This is a genomic window from Allosphingosinicella sp. (assembly GCF_036403745.1).
Classification (GTDB): domain Bacteria; phylum Pseudomonadota; class Alphaproteobacteria; order Sphingomonadales; family Sphingomonadaceae; genus Allosphingosinicella.
This window is the reverse complement of the sequence record NZ_DASWQI010000049.1, coordinates 25,458-43,271: the sequence shown is the minus strand read 5'-3', so window position 1 is coordinate 43,271 and position 17,814 is coordinate 25,458. Positions and strand designations below refer to the sequence as shown.

Annotated in this window: 24 protein-coding genes; 13 read left to right on the top strand and 11 right to left on the bottom strand. The window is 69.1% G+C overall.

Features of this window, described 5'->3' with window-relative positions; genetic code table 11:
* Positions 1–33: 33 nt before the first annotated feature.
* The 4 genes from VGC56_RS09050 to VGC56_RS09035 form a co-directional block, all read right to left on the bottom strand.
* A complete protein-coding gene (locus tag VGC56_RS09050) occupies positions 34–1,047 on the bottom strand; it encodes a polyprenyl synthetase family protein (protein WP_464124568.1) in 1,014 nt (337 codons plus the stop codon).
* Positions 1,048–1,102: 55 nt separating this feature from the next.
* Complete coding sequence (locus VGC56_RS09045) at positions 1,103–2,491, bottom strand: sensor histidine kinase (protein ID WP_464124567.1); 1,389 nt, start codon at positions 2,489–2,491, stop codon at positions 1,103–1,105.
* A 31-nt stretch (positions 2,492–2,522) separates the two neighbouring features.
* Positions 2,523–3,188 (bottom strand): response regulator transcription factor, encoded by a 666-nt coding sequence (locus tag VGC56_RS09040; RefSeq protein WP_464124566.1) that lies wholly within the window; start codon positions 3,186–3,188, stop codon positions 2,523–2,525.
* A gap of 116 nt (positions 3,189–3,304) precedes the next feature.
* Positions 3,305–3,622 carry a hypothetical protein gene (locus tag VGC56_RS09035; RefSeq protein WP_464124565.1) on the bottom strand — a complete coding sequence of 106 codons (318 nt, stop codon included), beginning with the start codon at positions 3,620–3,622 and terminating at the stop codon, positions 3,305–3,307.
* Positions 3,623–3,748: 126 nt separating this feature from the next.
* Between VGC56_RS09035 and VGC56_RS09030 the strand changes: the two genes are divergently transcribed.
* The gene (locus tag VGC56_RS09030; RefSeq protein ID WP_464124564.1) at positions 3,749–4,264 is read left to right on the top strand and encodes a hypothetical protein; all 516 of its coding nucleotides are present in this window, start codon (positions 3,749–3,751) and stop codon (positions 4,262–4,264) included.
* Here the strand turns inward: VGC56_RS09030 and VGC56_RS09025 are convergent.
* Complete coding sequence (locus tag VGC56_RS09025) at positions 4,242–4,805, bottom strand: hypothetical protein (protein WP_464124563.1); 564 nt, start codon at positions 4,803–4,805, stop codon at positions 4,242–4,244. The genes VGC56_RS09030 and VGC56_RS09025 overlap by 23 nt on opposite strands.
* A 358-nt stretch (positions 4,806–5,163) precedes the next feature.
* Here VGC56_RS09025 and VGC56_RS09020 point away from each other — a divergent pair, with 358 nt between their 5' ends.
* Both VGC56_RS09020 and VGC56_RS09015 read left to right on the top strand, forming a co-directional pair.
* Positions 5,164–5,859 carry a hypothetical protein gene (locus VGC56_RS09020; protein ID WP_464124562.1) on the top strand — a complete coding sequence of 232 codons (696 nt, stop codon included), beginning with the start codon at positions 5,164–5,166 and terminating at the stop codon, positions 5,857–5,859.
* A gap of 42 nt (positions 5,860–5,901) precedes the next feature.
* On the top strand, positions 5,902–6,492 hold the full coding sequence (locus tag VGC56_RS09015; RefSeq protein WP_464124561.1) for a TetR/AcrR family transcriptional regulator: 591 nt from the start codon (positions 5,902–5,904) through the stop codon (positions 6,490–6,492).
* On the opposite strand, the gene VGC56_RS09010 is transcribed toward VGC56_RS09015, so the two are convergent.
* Positions 6,489–6,659, bottom strand: a complete 171-nt coding sequence (locus tag VGC56_RS09010) for a hypothetical protein (protein ID WP_464124560.1) — start codon at positions 6,657–6,659, stop codon at positions 6,489–6,491. The two genes, VGC56_RS09015 and VGC56_RS09010, sit on opposite strands and share 4 nt — an antisense overlap.
* Before the next feature lie 133 nt (positions 6,660–6,792).
* Between VGC56_RS09010 and VGC56_RS09005 the strand changes: the two genes are divergently transcribed.
* Entirely contained in the window at positions 6,793–6,981 is a 189-nt protein-coding gene (locus VGC56_RS09005) for a hypothetical protein (RefSeq protein WP_464124559.1), read from the top strand.
* Positions 6,982–7,017: 36 nt separating this feature from the next.
* Here the strand turns inward: VGC56_RS09005 and VGC56_RS09000 are convergent, their stop codons facing one another.
* Positions 7,018–7,476: a ferritin-like domain-containing protein gene (locus VGC56_RS09000; RefSeq protein ID WP_464124558.1), complete on the bottom strand. Its 459-nt coding sequence runs from the start codon at positions 7,474–7,476 to the stop codon at positions 7,018–7,020.
* A gap of 121 nt (positions 7,477–7,597) precedes the next feature.
* On the opposite strand from VGC56_RS09000, the gene VGC56_RS08995 reads away from it, so the two are divergent.
* From VGC56_RS08995 to VGC56_RS08980, 4 genes are all read left to right on the top strand, one after another.
* Positions 7,598–7,807 carry a hypothetical protein gene (locus tag VGC56_RS08995; RefSeq protein ID WP_464124557.1) on the top strand — a complete coding sequence of 70 codons (210 nt, stop codon included), beginning with the start codon at positions 7,598–7,600 and terminating at the stop codon, positions 7,805–7,807.
* 2 nt (positions 7,808–7,809) lie between these two features.
* Positions 7,810–8,022, top strand: a complete 213-nt coding sequence (locus VGC56_RS08990) for a hypothetical protein (RefSeq protein WP_464124556.1) — start codon at positions 7,810–7,812, stop codon at positions 8,020–8,022.
* Entirely contained in the window at positions 8,019–8,459 is a 441-nt protein-coding gene (locus tag VGC56_RS08985; protein ID WP_464124555.1) for a hypothetical protein, read from the top strand. Before VGC56_RS08990 ends, VGC56_RS08985 begins: the two co-directional genes overlap by 4 nt.
* A gap of 151 nt (positions 8,460–8,610) precedes the next feature.
* The gene (locus VGC56_RS08980; RefSeq protein ID WP_464124554.1) at positions 8,611–9,369 is read left to right on the top strand and encodes a hypothetical protein; all 759 of its coding nucleotides are present in this window, start codon (positions 8,611–8,613) and stop codon (positions 9,367–9,369) included.
* Between the two features lie 37 nt (positions 9,370–9,406).
* On the opposite strand, the gene VGC56_RS08975 is transcribed toward VGC56_RS08980, so the two are convergent.
* On the bottom strand, positions 9,407–10,255 hold the full coding sequence (locus tag VGC56_RS08975; RefSeq protein ID WP_464124553.1) for an MBL fold metallo-hydrolase: 849 nt from the start codon (positions 10,253–10,255) through the stop codon (positions 9,407–9,409).
* Positions 10,256–10,396: 141 nt separating this feature from the next.
* Here VGC56_RS08975 and VGC56_RS08970 point away from each other — a divergent pair, with 141 nt between their 5' ends.
* Positions 10,397–10,612: a hypothetical protein gene (locus tag VGC56_RS08970; protein WP_464124552.1), complete on the top strand. Its 216-nt coding sequence runs from the start codon at positions 10,397–10,399 to the stop codon at positions 10,610–10,612.
* A gap of 144 nt (positions 10,613–10,756) precedes the next feature.
* Here VGC56_RS08970 and hslU read toward each other — a convergent pair whose 3' ends face one another.
* Positions 10,757–12,058: an ATP-dependent protease ATPase subunit HslU gene (gene hslU / locus VGC56_RS08965; RefSeq protein WP_464124625.1), complete on the bottom strand. Its 1,302-nt coding sequence runs from the start codon at positions 12,056–12,058 to the stop codon at positions 10,757–10,759.
* Positions 12,059–12,255: 197 nt separating this feature from the next.
* Here hslU and VGC56_RS08960 point away from each other — a divergent pair, with 197 nt between their 5' ends.
* Genes VGC56_RS08960 through VGC56_RS08945 form a run of 4 tightly spaced genes read left to right on the top strand, consistent with a single transcriptional unit; the run spans position 12,256 to position 16,552 of the window.
* A complete protein-coding gene (locus VGC56_RS08960) occupies positions 12,256–13,608 on the top strand; it encodes a glutamine synthetase family protein (protein WP_464124551.1) in 1,353 nt (450 codons plus the stop codon).
* Positions 13,608–14,978 carry an aldehyde dehydrogenase family protein gene (locus VGC56_RS08955; RefSeq protein ID WP_464124550.1) on the top strand — a complete coding sequence of 457 codons (1,371 nt, stop codon included), beginning with the start codon at positions 13,608–13,610 and terminating at the stop codon, positions 14,976–14,978. The genes VGC56_RS08960 and VGC56_RS08955 overlap by 1 nt, the downstream gene beginning before the upstream one ends.
* Positions 14,979–16,124, top strand: coding sequence for an iron-containing alcohol dehydrogenase (locus VGC56_RS08950; protein ID WP_464124549.1), 1,146 nt, complete (start codon positions 14,979–14,981; stop codon positions 16,122–16,124).
* 53 nt (positions 16,125–16,177) lie between these two features.
* A complete protein-coding gene (locus tag VGC56_RS08945; RefSeq protein WP_464124548.1) occupies positions 16,178–16,552 on the top strand; it encodes a VOC family protein in 375 nt (124 codons plus the stop codon).
* Positions 16,553–16,564: 12 nt separating this feature from the next.
* On the opposite strand, the gene hslV is transcribed toward VGC56_RS08945, so the two are convergent.
* Both hslV and VGC56_RS08935 read right to left on the bottom strand, forming a co-directional pair.
* On the bottom strand, positions 16,565–17,110 hold the full coding sequence (hslV, locus tag VGC56_RS08940) for an ATP-dependent protease subunit HslV (RefSeq protein WP_464124547.1): 546 nt from the start codon (positions 17,108–17,110) through the stop codon (positions 16,565–16,567).
* 71 nt (positions 17,111–17,181) lie between these two features.
* Positions 17,182–17,760, bottom strand: coding sequence for a TMEM175 family protein (locus VGC56_RS08935; RefSeq protein WP_464124546.1), 579 nt, complete (start codon positions 17,758–17,760; stop codon positions 17,182–17,184).
* Between the last annotated feature and the right edge of the window lie 54 nt (positions 17,761–17,814).

Genomic DNA, 17,814 nt, shown 5'->3' with positions numbered 1-17,814 from the left:
CGGAGTGACGGCTCTCCGGCGCCCGACTCGGGCTCAATAAGCCCGCGCGATGGCGAAGGCGACGGCTTCGGTCAGCGCCGCCTTGGCCTTGCCCGCCGGGAACGGCCCGAGCGCATCGATCGCGCGCTGGCCGTAGGTGCGGGCGCGGGCGAGCGTGTCGGCGAGGGCGCCGCTCTGCTCTATGAGGCGGCCGGCGCGGGCGAGGGCTTCCTCGTCATTCTGCCCTTCCTCGATCGCCTGGCGCCAGAAGCGGCGGTCGGCCTCCGAACCGCGCGCGTAGGCGAGGATGACGGGGAGGGTGACCTTGCCGTCCCGAAAGTCGTCGCCGGCGTCCTTGCCCATCGTCGCTTCGTCGGACGCATAGTCGATCGCGTCGTCGACGAGCTGGAAGGCGATGCCGAGATTGCGCCCATAGCTGTCGAGCGCCTCCTCGACCCCCTCGTCGCGCTCGGCGACCACCGCGGCGATGCGGCAGGCGGCGGCGAACAACGCCGCGGTCTTGGCGCCGATGATCGAGAGATAATGGTCCTCGCCGGTCTCGACCCGGCGTTGGGCGGTGAGCTGGTCGACCTCGCCCTCGGCGATGATCGCCGAGGCGCGCGAGAGAATCTTGAGAACGCGCAAGGAGCCGTCCTCGACCATCAGTTCGAAGGCGCGGGAGAAGAGGAAGTCGCCGACCAGCACGCTCGCCGGATTGCCCCAGATGACGTTGGCGGTGCGGCGCCCACGCCGCAGGCCCGAGCCGTCGACGACGTCGTCGTGGAGGAGGGTCGCGGTGTGGATGAACTCGACGGCCGCGGATAGCTTGTGGTGGCGCGAGCCCGAATAATCGAGCAGCCGCGCCGAGGCGAGCGTCAGCATCGGCCGCATCCGCTTGCCGCCGCCGGCTATGAGATGGCCGGCAAGCTCGGGGATCAAAGCGACCGGGCTCTGCATCCGCTCGAGGATCACCGAATTGACGTGATTGAGGTCGGCGGAGACCAGCTGGATCATCGGCTCGAGCGAAGGCGCACGGGCCGGGCCGACGGCGTGGAGGGTGGCGCTCATGTCGCGCGGGCTGTGCGACGGAGGCGGGCGAAAGGCAAGGGCGCGCTACGTGCCTCTAAGCGCAGAGCGGCAGCTTCAGCCGTGCCAGGAGCCCGCCGAGATCCTCGCTCTCCTCCAGCGTCACCGAGCCGCCGTAAATGTGGGCGACGTCGCGGACGATGGCGAGGCCGAGGCCGGTGCCGGGCTTGCCCGTGTCGAGGCGGGCGCCCCGGTCGAAGATCGAGGCGCGCTCACTCTCGGGGATGCCGCGGCCGTCATCCTCCACCTCGATCTCGACGCATTCAGGCGTGTTGTGAACGGTCACGAACACGCGGCCGCCGCCATATTTCGCAGCATTTTCGATGAGATTGCCGACCATTTCGTCCAGATCCTGCCGCTCGACCCGAACCCAGGCATCCTTGTCGCCGGCCAGGTCCACCGTCGCATTCTCGTACAGCCGCGACACGGCGCGCTCCACCGACTCGAGCGACGGCCAGACCGGTGAGCGCGCCTGTGCCGACGAGCGCCGGCCGATGGCGCGGGCGCGGGCGAGATGATGGTCGACCTGGCGGCGCATCGTCGTCGCCTCTCGGCAGACGGTGTCGGCGAGGTCGGGCGCGTCCGCCGTCGCGGCGTTGGTGATGACGGTGAGCGGTGTCTTCAGCGCATGAGCGAGGTTGCCGGCATGACGCCGCGCCTCCTCGGCCTGGGTCTCGTTATGGGCGAGGAGGTCGTTCAGCTCCTCGGTCAGCGGCTCGATCTCGCGCGGGAAGGCATCCTCGATCCGCGACGCGCGGCCGGACCGGATCGCGGCGATCGCACGGCGGACGCGGCGCAGCGGCCAAAGGCCGTAGAATGCCTGGAGGGCGGCGAGCACGACCAGCCCCAGGCCGAGCACGACGAACGAATAGATCATCGTCCGTTCGATGACCGAAATCTGGGCATCGAGCTCCTCGCGGCTCTGCGCGACCTGGAAGCGCCATCGCACCTTCGATCCGGGCAGCCGCACGTCCCGCTCCATGATGCGCAGCTTCTCGGAGGTACCGAACTCCGTGCTGTCGTAGGAGTGGACGCCGTAATCGTTATGGCCGCCCTGCACCTTCAGCCGCCGGTCCCACAAAGATTGCGACGGGAGATCGAGCTCGGGCCGCGCCTTTTCGCCCCGATTGCGGATCGCGGTGATCTGGAAATAGGCGCCGGAATTGGGCTCGAGGAAGCGCTGGTCGGCGAGCGTGCGGTTGAGATAGGCCCCGCCCTGCGGATCGATCTCCGCCGAGCCGATCAAAGCCGTCATCACATAGCCGATCTGGGCGTCGAAATTGCGGGTGAGGGCGGAGGTCAGGACCCTGTCGAGGGCATAGCCGCCGGCGCCGAGCAACAGCAGAATCCACACCGCCGAGATGAAGATCAGGCGGCCGGTCAGCGAGCCTCCGCCGCGGCGCCGGCGCTTTTGGGGCGGGGCCATTACCCCCGCCGTGGCGGTTCGGCCGCCGCGCTCAACCCCGCGGCTCTTCCAGCGAATAGCCGAGGCCGCGGATGGTGGTGATGACGTCGGGGCCGAGCTTCTTGCGGATGCGGGTGACGAACACTTCGATCGTGTTCGAATCGCGGTCGAAATCCTGGTCGTAAATATGCTCGATCAGCTCGGTGCGGCTGACCACCTTGCCCTTGTGGTGCATCAGGTAGGAGAGCAATTTATATTCCTGCGCAGTGAGCTTCACTGGCTCGCCGTTCAGCGTCACCTTGCCCGAGCGGGTGTCGAGGCGGACGTCGCCCGCGGTCAGCTCCGAAGAGGCGTTGCCCGAGGCGCGGCGGATGAGGGCGCGGAGGCGGGCGATCAACTCCTCCGTCTGGAACGGTTTGGCGAGATAGTCGTCGGCGCCGGCGTCGAGGCCGGCGACCTTGTCCGACCAGCTGTCGCGGGCGGTGAGGACCAGGACGGGCATTGTCTTGCCCTCCTTGCGCCAGCGGTCGAGGACGGTGAGGCCGTCTATCTCCGGGAGACCGAGATCGAGGACGATGGCGTCGTAATTTTCGGTGGAGCCGAGATAATGGCCGTCCTCGCCGTCGGTGGCGAGATCGATGGCGTAGCCGGCGCCTTCCAGCGTCGCGCGGAGCTGGCGTCCGAGGTTGGGCTCGTCTTCGACGATCAGAACGCGCATCCTATTCCCCTCTCGATCTCGCGGGCGATGAATTTAGCGCCCAACCGCCCGCGCGCGCCAATGGTTTCATTGCGCAGCCGTTCTACGGATCGCTCTGCCCGCGGCTCCGCTTGCTGTCAAAAGCCGCTGCGGGCGACGATCTCTCCGGTGCGGGCGTCGACGTCGATCCACACGACCTGCTCGCCGCGCATGAACTTGAGGCGGTAGCGGGCCGCCGCGAAGTTCAATTCGGGGCCGAGATAGTCGAAACCGCGCATCCGCGGCACGATCCGATTCTCGATGGCGCGAAGGGGCATGAACCGGCCCTGCTCGCGGCCGCGGTAGACCTCGTCCTGGACGCGCGCGTGCGGGGGGTGCGCCGCCGCGACCAGCGGCAAGACGCTCCCGCCCGCAAGGGCGGCGAGGAGAAGGCCAAGCTTGTACTCGTTACGCATGCGGCCTGTGATAGGGATCGGCCAATGAATAGGCCATGAAGGCCCTGAGCGGGGGTTCGGAGGCCGTGGGGGCGGGAACTTTCCGCCGCCGGCGGGCTTGCCGGGAAGCGCCGAGAGGAGACACGGATGCGCGGCACAGGATGGTGGGCGGGAAGCGCGGCGCTGCTGCTGGCCGGGTGCGCGACGGCGCCCCGTGCGCCGGCCGTTGCGCCAGCCCCGCCGCCGCCGGCGGTACAGCCCGAACCGGCTCCGCTGCCGCCGCCGCCGCCGCCGACAGGATGGGAGGACAAGGCGCTCACCGCCGGCGACTGGCGCTATGCGCAAGCGCCTACGCCGCAAGCGGATTATGGCAACGGTAATGAAGCCGCCTTCACGCTGCGCTGCGACGTGTCGCAGCGGCGCGTGTCGCTGCTCCGCGCCGGTGCCCCCGCCGGCACCGCGCTAACCCTGCGCACGACCTACGGCGTCCGGCAACTACCGGTGGGGCAGGGGGGCGCCGCATCGCTTGCCGCGTCCGATCCGATCCTCGACGAAATCGCCTTCAGCCGCGGCCGTGTCGCCGTCGAGGCACCGGACGTCCCCACGCTCACCCTTCCCACCTGGCCGGAGCCGGCGCGGGTTATCGAGGAGTGCCGGCCTTAGCCTGTCCGGCCGCCGCGGGGGCAAGCTGGTCGAGCACGTGGCGCACGAACGCCGAGGCAAGCTTCTCCCGCACCCCGCCGCCGCGGACGATGAGGCCGATGAGACCGGGGAAATGCTGGTCGACATCGACATAGAAGCTGCCGAGCGCCTGCCCGGTGCGCGAATCCTCGACGCGCACCTGGCCGGCCAGACGGTCGTGGCGCCCGACGAGCGAGGAGCCGGCGCCCGGCACGTTCAGATGGTCGACCTCGACGGTGAGCGTCAGCGCGCGGCCGTCCTTCATGCCGCGCTGCGCGGCGGCGTCCTTGAGGAGCTGCGGCAGCAAAGTCGCAAACGGCATGCCGACATAGCTCGGCGCCGGCTTCACCTTGGCGTCGGCGGCGGCGACCTCCCGTTTGGCATCGGGCCCCAGGCTCAGGTCCACCGCATGGATGTAGGACGCGCCGCGCAGCGCGGCGGGCGGCGCCTGCATCACCTCGACAGTCCTGGGCGAGCAGCCGCCTGCCAGCAGCAGAAGCAGAGCGAAGAGGAGAAACCGCATCGTCTCAGCCGCCCAACAGGAGGTGGAGGCGCGGCCGCCGGGCCGGCGCGAAGCGGCGAATCTTATCCACAAAAAAGTTGAAAACAAGGCTTGCGGGGGAATTGCGGATGATTCATCTTCCTCCTTGCCAATCAACAAGCGAAAGGAGGTGATCCGATGTCTCATGGTTCAGCGATGAGGTCGGTTCTGCTCGTTCGGGGGATGGAAGGCTAAGCTTTCGGCGGTCTCCCGGGCTGGAGCTTCCGGCCGCTGACCATGTTCGGAGGGTCGTCGCGCGCAGGCGCGGCGGCCCTTCAACGTGTCTGGGATTCGGCTTGCGCGAAGGCTGCAGAGAAGAAAGTATCTGTCTATGCCGATCATGATCCTGATCTTGGCCGTCGCGGCCGCCCAGCAAAGCCTTCCGCTCCATCCGCCGCGCCCCGCGCCGGCGGAGACCCGAACGCCGATCGGCACGCGCCTGCCGCAGCCGATGCCCGAGGAGACTCTCGAGACCCAGCAGCGGGCGGTGGAGGTGCTTCAGAAATTCGCCGGCTGCGTCGTCGATAGCGAGCCTCTCCGCGCAGAGGCCGCCGTCGATCTGCCGCTGGGGACGCCGGGCAATGTTCGTCTCGCCGCCTTTCGCCGCCTGGACGACCGGATGAGCTTCTGCCTGGGCAAGCTCAACGGCGACAGGATGAACGCCGGAATGTCGGCCTTCGTCGGATCCTTTGCCGGGCAGCTCTACCGGCGCAAATGGGCGACGCTGCCCGCGCTCGGCAGGAGCGAAGTGCCGCCCGCAGACGAGTCCGGCGAGCGCGCCGTGCGCACCACTCTCAGTTTCGCCGATTGCCTCATCGACCGGGCCCCTGCCGCGGCGGACGCGCTCGTCCGCTCGAATGCCAGATCGCCTGAGGAGGCGACGGCGCTCGCCCAGCTTGCGCCGCGCTACGGCAGCTGCCTCAACGCCGGAACCACATTGGCGGCGTCGCGCCTAGCGCTTCGCGACGCCCTTTCAGGGCAACTCTACCGCCGCGCCCTCGCCAGCGGCGCCCCGGCCGCGCCGTTCACGCGTTAGCAGCCCGTTGACTCTTAGTTGATCATTCAACTAAGAAGCTGCATGGCGAGAGGCGACACCCGTGAGAAGATCGTCCGGACGGCGATGGAGCTGTTCTGGGCAAAGGGATACGGATCGACCTCAATCGCCGACATCCTGAGCCGCACCCAGCTCAACAGCGGCAGTCTCTACCACTTCTTCCCGGCCAAGCAGGACCTGCTTGTCGCCGTGCTCGACGCCTATCGCGACGGCATCGCGCCGATGCTGCTCGATCCCGCCTGGCGGGGCGTCGACGATCCCGTGGAGCGCGTATTCAGCCTCCTTGCCACCTATCGCGCCGCGCTGGTGAGCACCGACTGCACCTATGGCTGCCCGATCGGCAGCCTCGCTTTGGAGCTGCATGAGGCGGACCCAGTGGTCCGGGAAAGGCTGGCGCAGAATTTCGCGGCGTGGGTCGAGGCGGTGCGCGGCTGCTATGAGGAAGCGGAGGCGAGGTTCCCGGCCGGGACGGACTTCCACGCGCTCGCCGAGCTGACGCTGACGATCATGGAAGGCGGCGTGATGCAGGCGCGGACGCACCGCAACGTCGGCCACTTTGAGCGCGGCGTCGAGCAGCTGCGCCGCCACATCTCGTTACTGACACAGGCCCACTAAGAGAGGAGTGCCGCATGATCCTTGTCCTTGCGCTCGCCACCGCCGCTGCGCCCCAACTCGCGGCGCCGCTCGCGCCGATGGCGCCGCTCGTCGGCCATTGCTGGACCGCCGAGGTCGCCGCCGGCCAGCGCGATACCCATTGCTTCGAGGCGATGTACGACGGCCATTTCGTCCGCGATCGCCACGAGGTCAGTGGCCGCGGGGTGAGCTACAAGGGCGAGACGATCTACGGGATTGAAGGAACGCCCGCGCGGGTGGCCTACACCTATTGGAGCAGCGACGGCGAGACGACGCGCGGTCATGCGCGGCGACGGCAAAAGGCTCGAGTTCGGAGAAACCGTCACCCGCGACGCGGTGGGGCAGGAGGTGCGTTTCGGGGTCGAATGGGCGCTGGCGGACGGCAGCTACGATGCACGGTGGATCAGCCCGAATCCGCGCTTCAGCCGCTCCATGCACTATGTGCGGAACGATCCCGCGCCAGGGAAATAGGGGCGGCCGTCATCGGGCCGCCCCCCGTCCCGTAGATCAGGTGGCGGCGCTGAGGCTCTTGTTGAGCTGCTCCCACTGCATGCGGCCTTCGCGCACGGAGCCGTAGCAAGACTGGATGACTTCGCGGGTCTCCGGCGAAAGCTCGTTGTCGTTGAGCGCCGTCTGCCATTTGTCGTCGAGATAGCTCTCGCCGCGGTCGACTTCGGCGATCACCGCCTGGTCGTCGGTGCCCGTCACCTTGTCGCGGAGCGAGAGGAACTGGCGGTGCATTGCGGCCAGGATGCCGCCGTCATGCTCCGGCGTCCCGCCCAGCGCGCGGACGCGGTCGCGCAGCTTCGTCACCACCTGCTCGCGGTCCTGCGCCCAGCTGCGGAAGGAGTCGCTGAAGCGGCTGTTCGTCGCCTCGTTTGCCGAGTGCCGGTAGCCGTCGACGCTGTCGATCGTCGTTTCGATGAGGCTGTTAAGGACAGAAATATCGTGGCTCTGGTCGAACATGAAAGGCTCCTTACTGGGGGTACGGGGCTGCAACGCGCGGCAAGCCGGAACGGGTACGTAACCCCGGCGCGGGAACGCCTCCGTCCGGCGCGACGTTCAGAAGGCGAGAGGAGCATCGACCATGGACGAGAGCGAGCGCGGCAAGCCCGCAACCTTCGACCGCAAGACCGGCGCGGTGCACGGCAGCGGATCGGGCGCCGGCGGCGGCGGCAACCCGGACGAGGATTACGACCAGGATCCCGAGAATGGCAGCGGCAAGGAGGATTTCGGCCGGCCGCGCCCGTTCGAAAAAGGCGTCGAGCGGCCCATCGACCCGGACGAGGGAGTGTGACCATGGCCGACGCACGCGAAGGCCATCCGCTGCCCGATAGCGACGAAGCGCGGCACAACGAGATCCCCGAGATGCTCGAGGAGGAGAAAGGCCGCGGCGACGATTCCAGGCCGGTGGTCACGCCGGGGCGGGTCGCGGTCAATCCCGACGGGGAACCCTATCGCTACGACGATGCCGGCCGCGGCGAACAGATCGACGAGGAGAGTTCGAAATGACCAAGGACAATTTCGACAAGATGACCGGCAGCGAACTGCAGGAATCGCAGTCCGGCGGCGGCAGCGGCCGCTTCGGCGGCAATATGGACGAGATGCAGCGCTCCGGCCAGGCCGGCGGCGGGGCTGACGCGGCCGACGTCTCCAATGCCGCCGGATCGAGCGGCACCGGCGGCTATGGCTCCTCGCAGAACGTCGCCAACCATCAGGGCCAGCAGCAGAAGGGCGGCGCCCAGAGCGGCCTCGCCGGCTCGGACCGCGAGTCCGCAACCGGGCAGGGCATTTCCCGCGGCGAGCGTTATGACGAGGAAGCGAATGGCGGCCGCGGTGCCGACGATGTCTCGCCCTCGTCCGACGAGCTCGAATTCGCCGAGGACCAGCGCATCCACCAGGACCGCGGCCAGTCAGAAGCCGACGACGACTTCAACCGCGAAGCCTGATCGGCCCCTGAAAGGGGACAGTCACTTTCCCATGACGGTCGGCGGCCTCGCGGTGCCGTGCGTGAAAGTGACTGTCCCCACTCCCGCCGTCCGAAGGGAACCCTTCGCAGCGCCGAACCGTTTCGCCCCAGTTACAACGTCGGAGACGGACATGGCCAAAGAGGGATCGAAATCGGGCGGCCAGGGCGGCTCGAAGAAGAATGAGGGCGGCTTCGCGGGCGCCGTTCCCGACGCGCTGAAGGAAGCCGGCGCCCGCGCCGCCGAGCTCGCGCAGAACCCGATCGCGCGCTCGATGCTGGCGGCCGGGCTGGTCAGCGCAGCCGCGGCGCTCACCGCCAATGCGCGGGTCAGGAAGACGGTCTCCGACGCCAGCCGCGACGCGCTCGACACGGCGGAAGCCGCTGCAAGCAGCGCGGCGACGGTTGGCGCGGCGATCGTCACGGCGGCGACCGACGCTGTGCGCCGCATGCTCGGCGGCGAAGGCGGCGGGGCCGCGGCCTCGTCGGGCGGCGGAACGGGCAGCGGCGCGAAATCCGGCAGCGGTGGGCGCAAGGCAGCCTCGGCCAAGCCGGCCTCTCGCGCCAAAGCCGCCAGCGGCGGTGGCCGTGCGAAGAAGGCGGCCGGCGGATCCCCCGGGCCCAAGCCGGCAACGCGCGCCAAGGCAGCCGCGTCCGGCGGCACCCGTGCCAAGGCAGCATCGACGGGCGGCACCCGCTCGAAAGCGGGCGGCGCGACTTCCGGCGGCCGTGGCCGCTCCGGCGCGAGCGGCTCGACGGGCAGCTCCGGCAAGAGCGCCTCGTCCGGGTCGAAGAGCGGCGGCGCGGCGAAGAAGACCGGCGGCGGCCGCAAGAAGGCCGGCGACGGCGCCGGCGCTTCCGCATCGACGGGGTCGAGCGGCGAAGGCGCCTGATCTGCCTAGCCTCCCCATCCTCGCGGATGGGGAGGCGCTAGAGCGGTCTCCCGGCCTGGCAGGCTTCCAGCTCGACGACGTCGTGGGCGCAGACCATGCGCACCTCGCCGGCCCGCTCCAGCGACAGCTTGCGCAGCCGCGCCTGGTTCGAAAGGCGCGCGGCGCGGTCTACCTCCATCATGTTCTGATAGCCCCGGAGGCCGGGCGTGCACTGGCGCTTCGCTTGGCGGACCTCATTGCGGTAGAAATAGGCGTCGCCGGCATGGAGCATCCACCCGCTTCCTGTGTCGATGGCGACGCCGGCATGGCCCCAGGTGTGGCCGGGAAGCGGAACCAGCAGGATCTCCGGCGGCAGGCCCTCCAGGCCGCGCACGGCGGGGAAGCCCATCCAGCTCTCTCCCCGGCCGGTGTAGCGTTTCCAGGCGTGGACCTCGTCGAACTGGCTTGGCCGGTAGCGGTTGCGCGGCACGAACCCGTTGCGGGGGCCGGTGGCGGCGCTGAATTCGGCGTCCATCAGGTGGACGGTGGCCTGCGGGAAATCCTCGAGCCCCCCGGCATGGTCGAAATCGAGGTGGGTGAGGACGATGTGGCGCACGTCCGCCGCGCGGAAGCCAAGTGCCTCGATCTGCCGCACAGCCGTCTCCTCCTCGCACAGGCGGATGTTGAGCATCGTGCGCATCGCCTTGGTGATCCGCGGCTGCGGGCGGCGGTGGGGGTGGTCGACGTCGCGCAGGCCATAACCGGTGTCGACCAGCACCAGCCCCTCGTTCGTCTCGAGGAGCCAGCAATGGCAGACGAGATGGCCGAGCGGCCCCTTGCTGCGCCCGTCGAACAGCGCGCCGCCCAGGGGGCAGTCGGTTCCGCAGTTGAGATGATGGATCCGCATTGGCTCGCCTCCTGGTCGAAGCCAGCCAACGCGGCGATGCCGCCTCGGCTCCGGCGGCAACTCCCTTTGCTGATCCAGATCAGGAACTTAGCGCGGCGCCGGCAGCCTCGTCATGCGTTCACGGGACAAAGGAGACGAGGCATGAGCAACAAGCACCCCCGCCCCGACGAGCAGCCGGTCAAGCTCCAGGACGATCTCGAACTCAACCCGGGCATCGGCAGCTCCAAGGGGCTGTTCGCCCGCACCGATTCGTCGGACGCCGAGCTGATCGAGGGCGAAAGCACCTTCGAAGGCGACACCGACAATGACGGCGGCAATGCCGGCGGCGTCAACCCGGAGTTCGGGCGGGATCATTGAAGTGCCTTCTGCCTCCCCATCGCAAGATGGGGAGGGGGACCAAGCTCTGCTTGGTGGAGGGGTATTCTCCATGCCCGTCAGGAGGGCGCGAATACCCCTCCACCAGCTAAGCTGGTCCTCCCCGCTGCCCGCGGGGAGGCAGAATTACAGCACGTACTTGGAGAGGTCGGTGTCCCGGGCGATGCTCGCCAGTTGCGCTTCGACGTAGGCGGCGTCCACCGTCACCGTCTCGCCGCGCCGGTCCTCGGCGTCGAAGCTGACGTCCTCGAGCAATTTCTCCATCACCGTCTGGAGGCGGCGGGCGCCGATATTCTCGAGCTGGCCGTTCACCTCCGCGGCAATGCGGGCGACGGCGCGGATGCCGTCGTCGGTGAAATTCACCTCGACCCCTTCGGTGGCGATGAGGGCGCGATACTGGTCGGTGAGGCTGGCGCGGGTGTCGGAGAGGATGCGGACGAAATCCTCCTCGGTCAGCGCCTTGAGTTCCACCCGGATCGGCAGGCGGCCCTGCAGCTCGGGCAGCAGGTCCGACGGCTTAGCGACGTGGAAGGCGCCCGAGGCGATGAAGAGGACGTGGTCGGTCTTCATCGGCCCATATTTGGTCGCCACCGTAGTGCCCTCGATCAGCGGCAGCAGGTCGCGCTGGACGCCTTCGCGGCTGACCGAGCCACCGCGCACGTCGCTGACCGCAATCTTGTCGATCTCGTCCAAAAAGACGATGCCGTTGGCCTCGGCATCGGCCAGCGCCACGCGGTTGACGTCGTCCTGGTCGAGGCGCTTGTCGGCTTCCTCCTCGACCAGCCGCGTCCACGCCTCGCGCACCTTCAGCCGGCGGCGCTTCTTGGGCTGCTGGCCCATCGCCTTGGCCATCATGTCGGACAGGTTGATCATGCCGACCTGCCCGCCCATGCCCGGAACCTCGAAGGGCGCGGCCGGCGCGTCGCTGACCTCGATTTCGACTTCCGCGTCATTGAGATGGCCATCCCGGAAACGCTGGCGGAAGCTCTCGCGGGTGGCCTCGCTCGATCCCTTGCCCGTCAGCGCCTCGAGCAGCCGGTCCATCGCCGCCTCCTCGGCCGCGTCCTTGACGGCGATCCGCCGCCGCTCCTTTTCCAGCCGCACCGCCTCCTCGACGAGGTCGCGGGCGATCTGCTCGACGTCGCGGCCGACATAGCCCACTTCGGTGAACTTGGTCGCCTCGACCTTCACGAAGGGCGCATCCGCAAGCTTGGCGAGGCGCCGGCTGATCTCGGTCTTGCCGCAGCCGGTCGGGCCGATCATCAGGATGTTCTTCGGCGTCACCTCGTCGCGCAGATCGTCGCCGAGCCGCTGCCGCCGCCAGCGGTTGCGAAGGGCCACCGCGACGGCGCGCTTGGCGTCATTTTGGCCGATGATATGGGCGTCGAGCGCGGCGACCACCGCCTTGGGGGTGAGGCTGTCGTTCATCGATCCCGCCGCTCTCGCATTCTGCTGGTCCGGCCCCGGCGCCGGAATGGAAGTGTGATAGTTCATCGCGCCAAAGATTGGACGGCGGCAAGCCCAGTTCAAGCGGCGCCCGCCGCGGCGGCCTCCCGCAAATCGCACCGCCGATGCAGCGAAGCCGGGCTATGGTCGTTGCCCCGCTGGAACGAGGAGGGTCATCGATGACGCCTGAGGAACTGGTGAAGCGGGTGCGGGAGGGCGATCCCGCCTGCGCCAAGATCGGCCTGTTCGACATCGACGGGGTGATGCGCGGAAAGTATCTCAGCGCCGGCAAGTTGGCCTCCGCGATCGAGAGCGGCGCCGCCTTTTGCGACGTCGTGCTCGGCTGGGATTCGGGCGACCAGCTGGTCGAAGGCCTGAGCTTCACCGGCTGGCACACCGCCTATCCCGACGCCGAAATCCGCCTGCTCCCGGAGACGATGCGCGAGATGCCGTTCGAGGGCGGCATGCCGCTGATCCTCGCCGAATTCGCCGGCCGGGCGGAGGCGGTCTGCCCGCGCAACCTGTTGAAGCGGGTGCTGGCACGCGCGGCGGACGCCGGCTTCACTGTCAAGGCGGCCGCCGAGTTCGAATTCTTCGTGTTCGAGGAGACACCGCAGTCGGTGCGCGACAAGGGCTATCGCGACCTGAAGCCGATCACGCCCGGCAATTTCGGCTATTCGATGCTTCGCTCGGGCGTGCACGCGGATTTCTACCACGAATTGTGGACGACCTGCGATGCGATGCGGATCGAGATCGAGGGGCTGCATACCGAGACCGGTCCCGGCGTCCTCGAGGCGGCGATCGGCGTCGACGAGGCGCTGGAGGCGGCGGACAAGGCGGCCTTGTTCAAGACGGTGGCCAAGATCCTCGCCCAGCGGCGCGGCTGGATGGCGACGTTCATGGCCAAATGGTCGCGCGACTGGCCGGGCCAGTCCGGGCACCTCCACATGTCGCTGCTCGACGCGAAGAGCGGGGAGGGGGTGTTCTTCGACAAGGCCAAGCCGCTCGCCATGTCGGATGCGATGCGCTGGTTCGTCGGCGGCCAGCAGGCGCTGATGCCCGAATTGCTCGCGATGATCGCGCCGACCGTCAACAGCTACACCCGCATGATCCCGGGCTATTGGGCGCCGACGGCGGCGAGCTGGGGCTATGAGAACCGCACCTGCGCGCTTCGCGTCATCGGCGGCTCGGAGAAGTCGCAGCGCGTCGAGGTCCGGATCGGCGCGGCGGACCTCAATCCGTACATCGCGTTGGCGGCGGCGATCGGCTCGGGGCTGTGGGGGATCGAGAATCGCATCGAGCCCGACGCGCCGATCGAGGGCAATGCCTATGCGGTGGAGATGCCGCCGGAGCGGGCGCTCCCGGCCACCTTGTGGGACGCGGCGCAGCGCCTCAAGGGCTCGGAGGCGGCGCGGACGCTGTTCGGCGCGGAGTTCGTCGACCATTACGCCGCCACCCGCGAATGGGAGGAGCGCGAGGCGCGCAAGGCGATTACCGACTGGCAGCTCGCCCGCTATTTCGAGATCATCTGATGGACGACCTCGTCTGCATCTCGCCCGTCGACGGCCGCGAGCTCGCGCGCCGGCCGCTCGCCTCGACGGCGGAGGCCGATCGCGCGGTCGCGCGGGCACGGCAGGCGCAGCGCCAGTGGCGGGAGGCGCCGCTCGCCGAGCGTAGCGCGGCCGTTGCCGGCTTTCTCCAGGCGATGGAGCGGCTCGATGGAGAGATCGTGCCGGAGCTTGCCTGGCAGATGGGCCGCCCAATCCGCTACGGTGGGGAGCTGAGGTCGCTGAAGGAGCGGGTGGAGGCGATGCTGGCGCTGGCCCCCGAGGCCCTGGCGCCGGAGGAACACGGCCCCGGCCGCCGCGTCGTTCGAGTGCCGGCGGGCGTGGTGCTCGTGATCGCGCCATGGAACTACCCGTTCCTCACCGCGGCCAACACGATCGTCCCGGCTTTGCTCGCGGGCAATGCCGTGATCCTCAAGCATTCGGCGCAGACGCTGCTCGCCGGTGAGCGCTTCGCGGAGGCCTTCGCGGCCGCCGGACTGCCGGACGGCATATTCGCCAACCTCTTCCTCAGCCACGAGGAAACCGCCCGCCTGCTCGCCGCCGGCCTCGTCGACCACGCCACCTTCACCGGCTCGGTCGAAGGCGGCCGGGCGGTCGAGCGGGCGGCGGCGGGCTCGTTCACGACGCTGACGCTGGAGCTTGGCGGCAAGGACCCGGCCTATGTCCGCGCCGATGCCGACCTGGCGGCGGCGGTGGCCGGGATCGCCGACGGCGCCTTCTACAATAGCGGCCAATCCTGCTGCGGCGTCGAGCGCGTCTACGTCCACGAGGCGGTGTGGCAGCCCTTCCTCGATGGCTTCGTCGAGGCGGCACGGGCTTACCGGCTGGGCGACCCGCTCGATCCGGAGACCAGCCTCGGCCCGATGGCGAGCGCCCGCGGGGCGGAGCAGGTGCGGCGGCAGGTCGAGGCGGCGCGGCGGGCGGGGGCACAGGCGCATGTCGAGCCCCAGCTCTTCCCCGCCGACGCGGGCGATGGGCCGTATTTGATGCCGCAGGTGCTGACCGGCGTAGACCACAGCATGGGCGTGATGCGCGAGGAGACGTTTGGGCCGGTCGCCGGTCTCATGCGCGTCCCGGACGACGAAGAGGCGGTGCGGCTGATGAACGACAGCGCCTACGGCCTCACCGCCTCGCTCTGGACCCGCGACCTCGAAGCCGGCGAGCGGCTCCTGGCGGGCGTCGAGGCGGGGACGACGTTCGTCAATCGCTGCGACTATCTCGATCCGCTGCTCGCCTGGACGGGCGTCAAGGACAGCGGCCGCGGCGCCTCGCTCGGCCGCTACGGCTTCGACGCCGTCACGCGGCCCAAATCCCTCCACGCACGGAGCGCCTGAATGACCCTAACGTCGGCCAACTGGAACTATCCGACCGCGATCCGCTTCGGTGCCGGCCGCATCGCCGAGCTTCCCGACGCCTGCCGCACCCTCGGCATCGCCCGACCGTTGCTCGTCACCGACCCGGCGCTGGCGGAGATGCCGATGGTGAAGGAGGCGCGCACCGCCACCGGCGCCGGCCTGTTCAGCGCGATCCATGCCAATCCCGTGGGCGGCGACGTCGAAACGGGCCTCGCCGCCTATCGCGCCGGCGGCCATGACGGCGTCATCGCCTTCGGCGGCGGCAGCGCGCTGGATGTCGGCAAGACCATCGCCTTCATGGCGGGGCAAAGCCGCCCGCTGTGGGATTTCGAGGACAAGGAGGATTGGTGGACCCGCGCCGACGCGGACGCCATCGCGCCGGTGATCGCCGTCCCCACCACCGCAGGCACCGGCTCGGAAGTCGGCCGCGCCGGCGTCATCCTCGACGCGGAAGCGGGGGTGAAGAAGATCATCTTCCACCCCAGGATGATGCCCGTCCTCGTCATCCTCGATCCGGCGCTGACGGTCGGCCTCCCGCCCCACGTCACGGCCGCCACGGGGATGGACGCGCTCTCCCACTGCCTCGAAGCCTGGTGCGCCCCCGGCTTCCACCCGATGGCCGACGGCATCGCGGCCGAAGGCATCGCCCTCATCGCCAAATGGCTGTCGGTGGCGGTCGAGGACGGCGCCAACTTGGAGGCGCGCGGCAACATGCTCGTCGCCGCAGCGATGGGCGCCACTGCCTTCCAGAAGGGGCTCGGCGGCATGCACGCTTTGTCGCACCCGATCGGGGCCCTCGCCGGCACCCATCACGGTCTCACCAACGCCGTGCTGATGCCCTACATGCTCGCATACAATCGCCCCGCCATCGAGGAACGCTGCGCTCGCCTCGCCGGCTTCATCGGCCTGGAACCCTCGTTCGGCGCCCTGCTGGCCTGGGTCCTGGACCTCCGCCGCCGCCTCGCCATCCCGCACACGCTGGGCGAACTCGGCATCGAGGAAGCCGACATCGGCCGCATCGCCCACATGGCGGAGGAGGATCCGTCCGCGGGCGGCAACCCGCGCCCCTTCGGCGCCGAGGAGGCGCGTCAGGTGCTGGAGGCTGCCGCGGCGGGGCGCGTGTAGCGGCGCGTGCAGGCGTGCTGAGCGGCTGCTATGGCGGAGGAGGGGGAACAGGCATGGCAGGAACGCTCATTAGATCTTTGGTGCCGCTCGCGCACGTCCGCGACGTCGCTGCATCCATTGCGTTCTATGCGCATCTCGGCTTTGCGGTGGAGAACCAGGTCACGCCGGACGGCGAGGAGAGTCCGAACTGGGTCTGGCTCCGCGCGGAGCGGGCGGAGCTGATGCTGGCGCGGGCGAGCGCGCCCGTCATCGCCGCCGAGCAGGCGGTTCTTTTCTACACCTATTGCGACGACGTCGCGGCCACGCACGCCGCCTTCATCGAAGCGGGCCTGGAGCCGGGGCCGGTCGCCACGCCCTTCTACAATCCCGGCGGCGAGTTCCGCCTCGCCGATCCGGACGGTTACACGATCTTCGTCGCCCAGATCTGAACGCGGAGCCGGTCAGGCCGCCGCAGCCTCGATCGTCTCCACGGTCAGATTGCCGTTGGTGTAGACGCAAATCTCCGCCGCGATTGCCATCGCCTTCCGGGCGATCGTCTCGGCATCGTCCTCATAATCGTAGAGGGCAGTGGCGGCGGCGAGGGCATAATTGCCGCCCGAGCCGATCGCCGCGACCCCGGCGCCGGGCTCCAGCACGTCGCCATTCCCGGTGAGGACGAGGGTCACGTCCTTGTCGGCGACGATCATCATCGCTTCCAAATTGCGCAGGAACTTGTCCGTCCGCCAGTCCTTGGCGAGCTCGACCGCGGCGCGCATCAGCTGGCCGTGATGCTGTTCGAGCTTCCGCTCCAGCCGCTCGAACAGGGTGAAGGCGTCGGCGGTGGCGCCGGCGAAGCCGCCGATCACACTGCCGTCGCCGAGCCGCCGCACCTTGCGGGCATTGGGCTTGATGACGGTCTGGCCGAGCGTCACCTGGCCGTCGCCGGCGATCACCGCCTTGCCATTCTTGCGCACGCCGAGGATCGTCGTGCCGTGCCAGCTTTCCATCGTCACACTCCCGCTCGTCTCTTGCCCGCCATGTGGGTAGGCGCGCGCGGCGGCGCAACGTTCGCCTCCCCTCAGGGTCCCGTCATCCGCCGTTCGATGCGGCTGTCGGGCACCAGCCACATCGCCGAGACCGCGAGGTAGAGCGCGATCGCTGCGGCGGGGAGGAGAAACGCGATGCCCGCGCCGGCCAGATACAGCAGGATCGACAGCCAGCCCTTCAAGTCCCGCCCGAGCGCCTCCTTCAGCAGCGATCCGCCGCCCTCGCCGGCGATGATCGCCCGCTCGGTGAGGCTGTAGCTGACCGCCGACATGAACAGGATGAAGCCGTAGGCGGCGACCGGCAGCGGCGCGAGGCCCTGCTCGTCGATCCAGCGGATGACGAACGGGACCAGCGAAAGCCAGAAGAGCAATGACAGATTGGCCCACAGCACCCGTCCGCTGACGTGCCGGGCAGCCTGCATCATATGGTGGTGGTTGGCCCAGAAGATGCCGACGTTGACGAAGCTCAGCGCGTAGGCGAGCAGCACCGGCGCCGCCGCTGCGAGCGCCGCGGGTGTCGCCGCCGCGGGCACCTTCATCTCCAGCACGGTGATGGTGATGACGATCGCCAGCACCCCGTCGGTAAACGCTTCGAGCCTCTGCGCCTTCATCCCAACCCCCGTGTTCAGATCCGGTTAGCACCGAAGCGCGGCTTCCCGCCACTC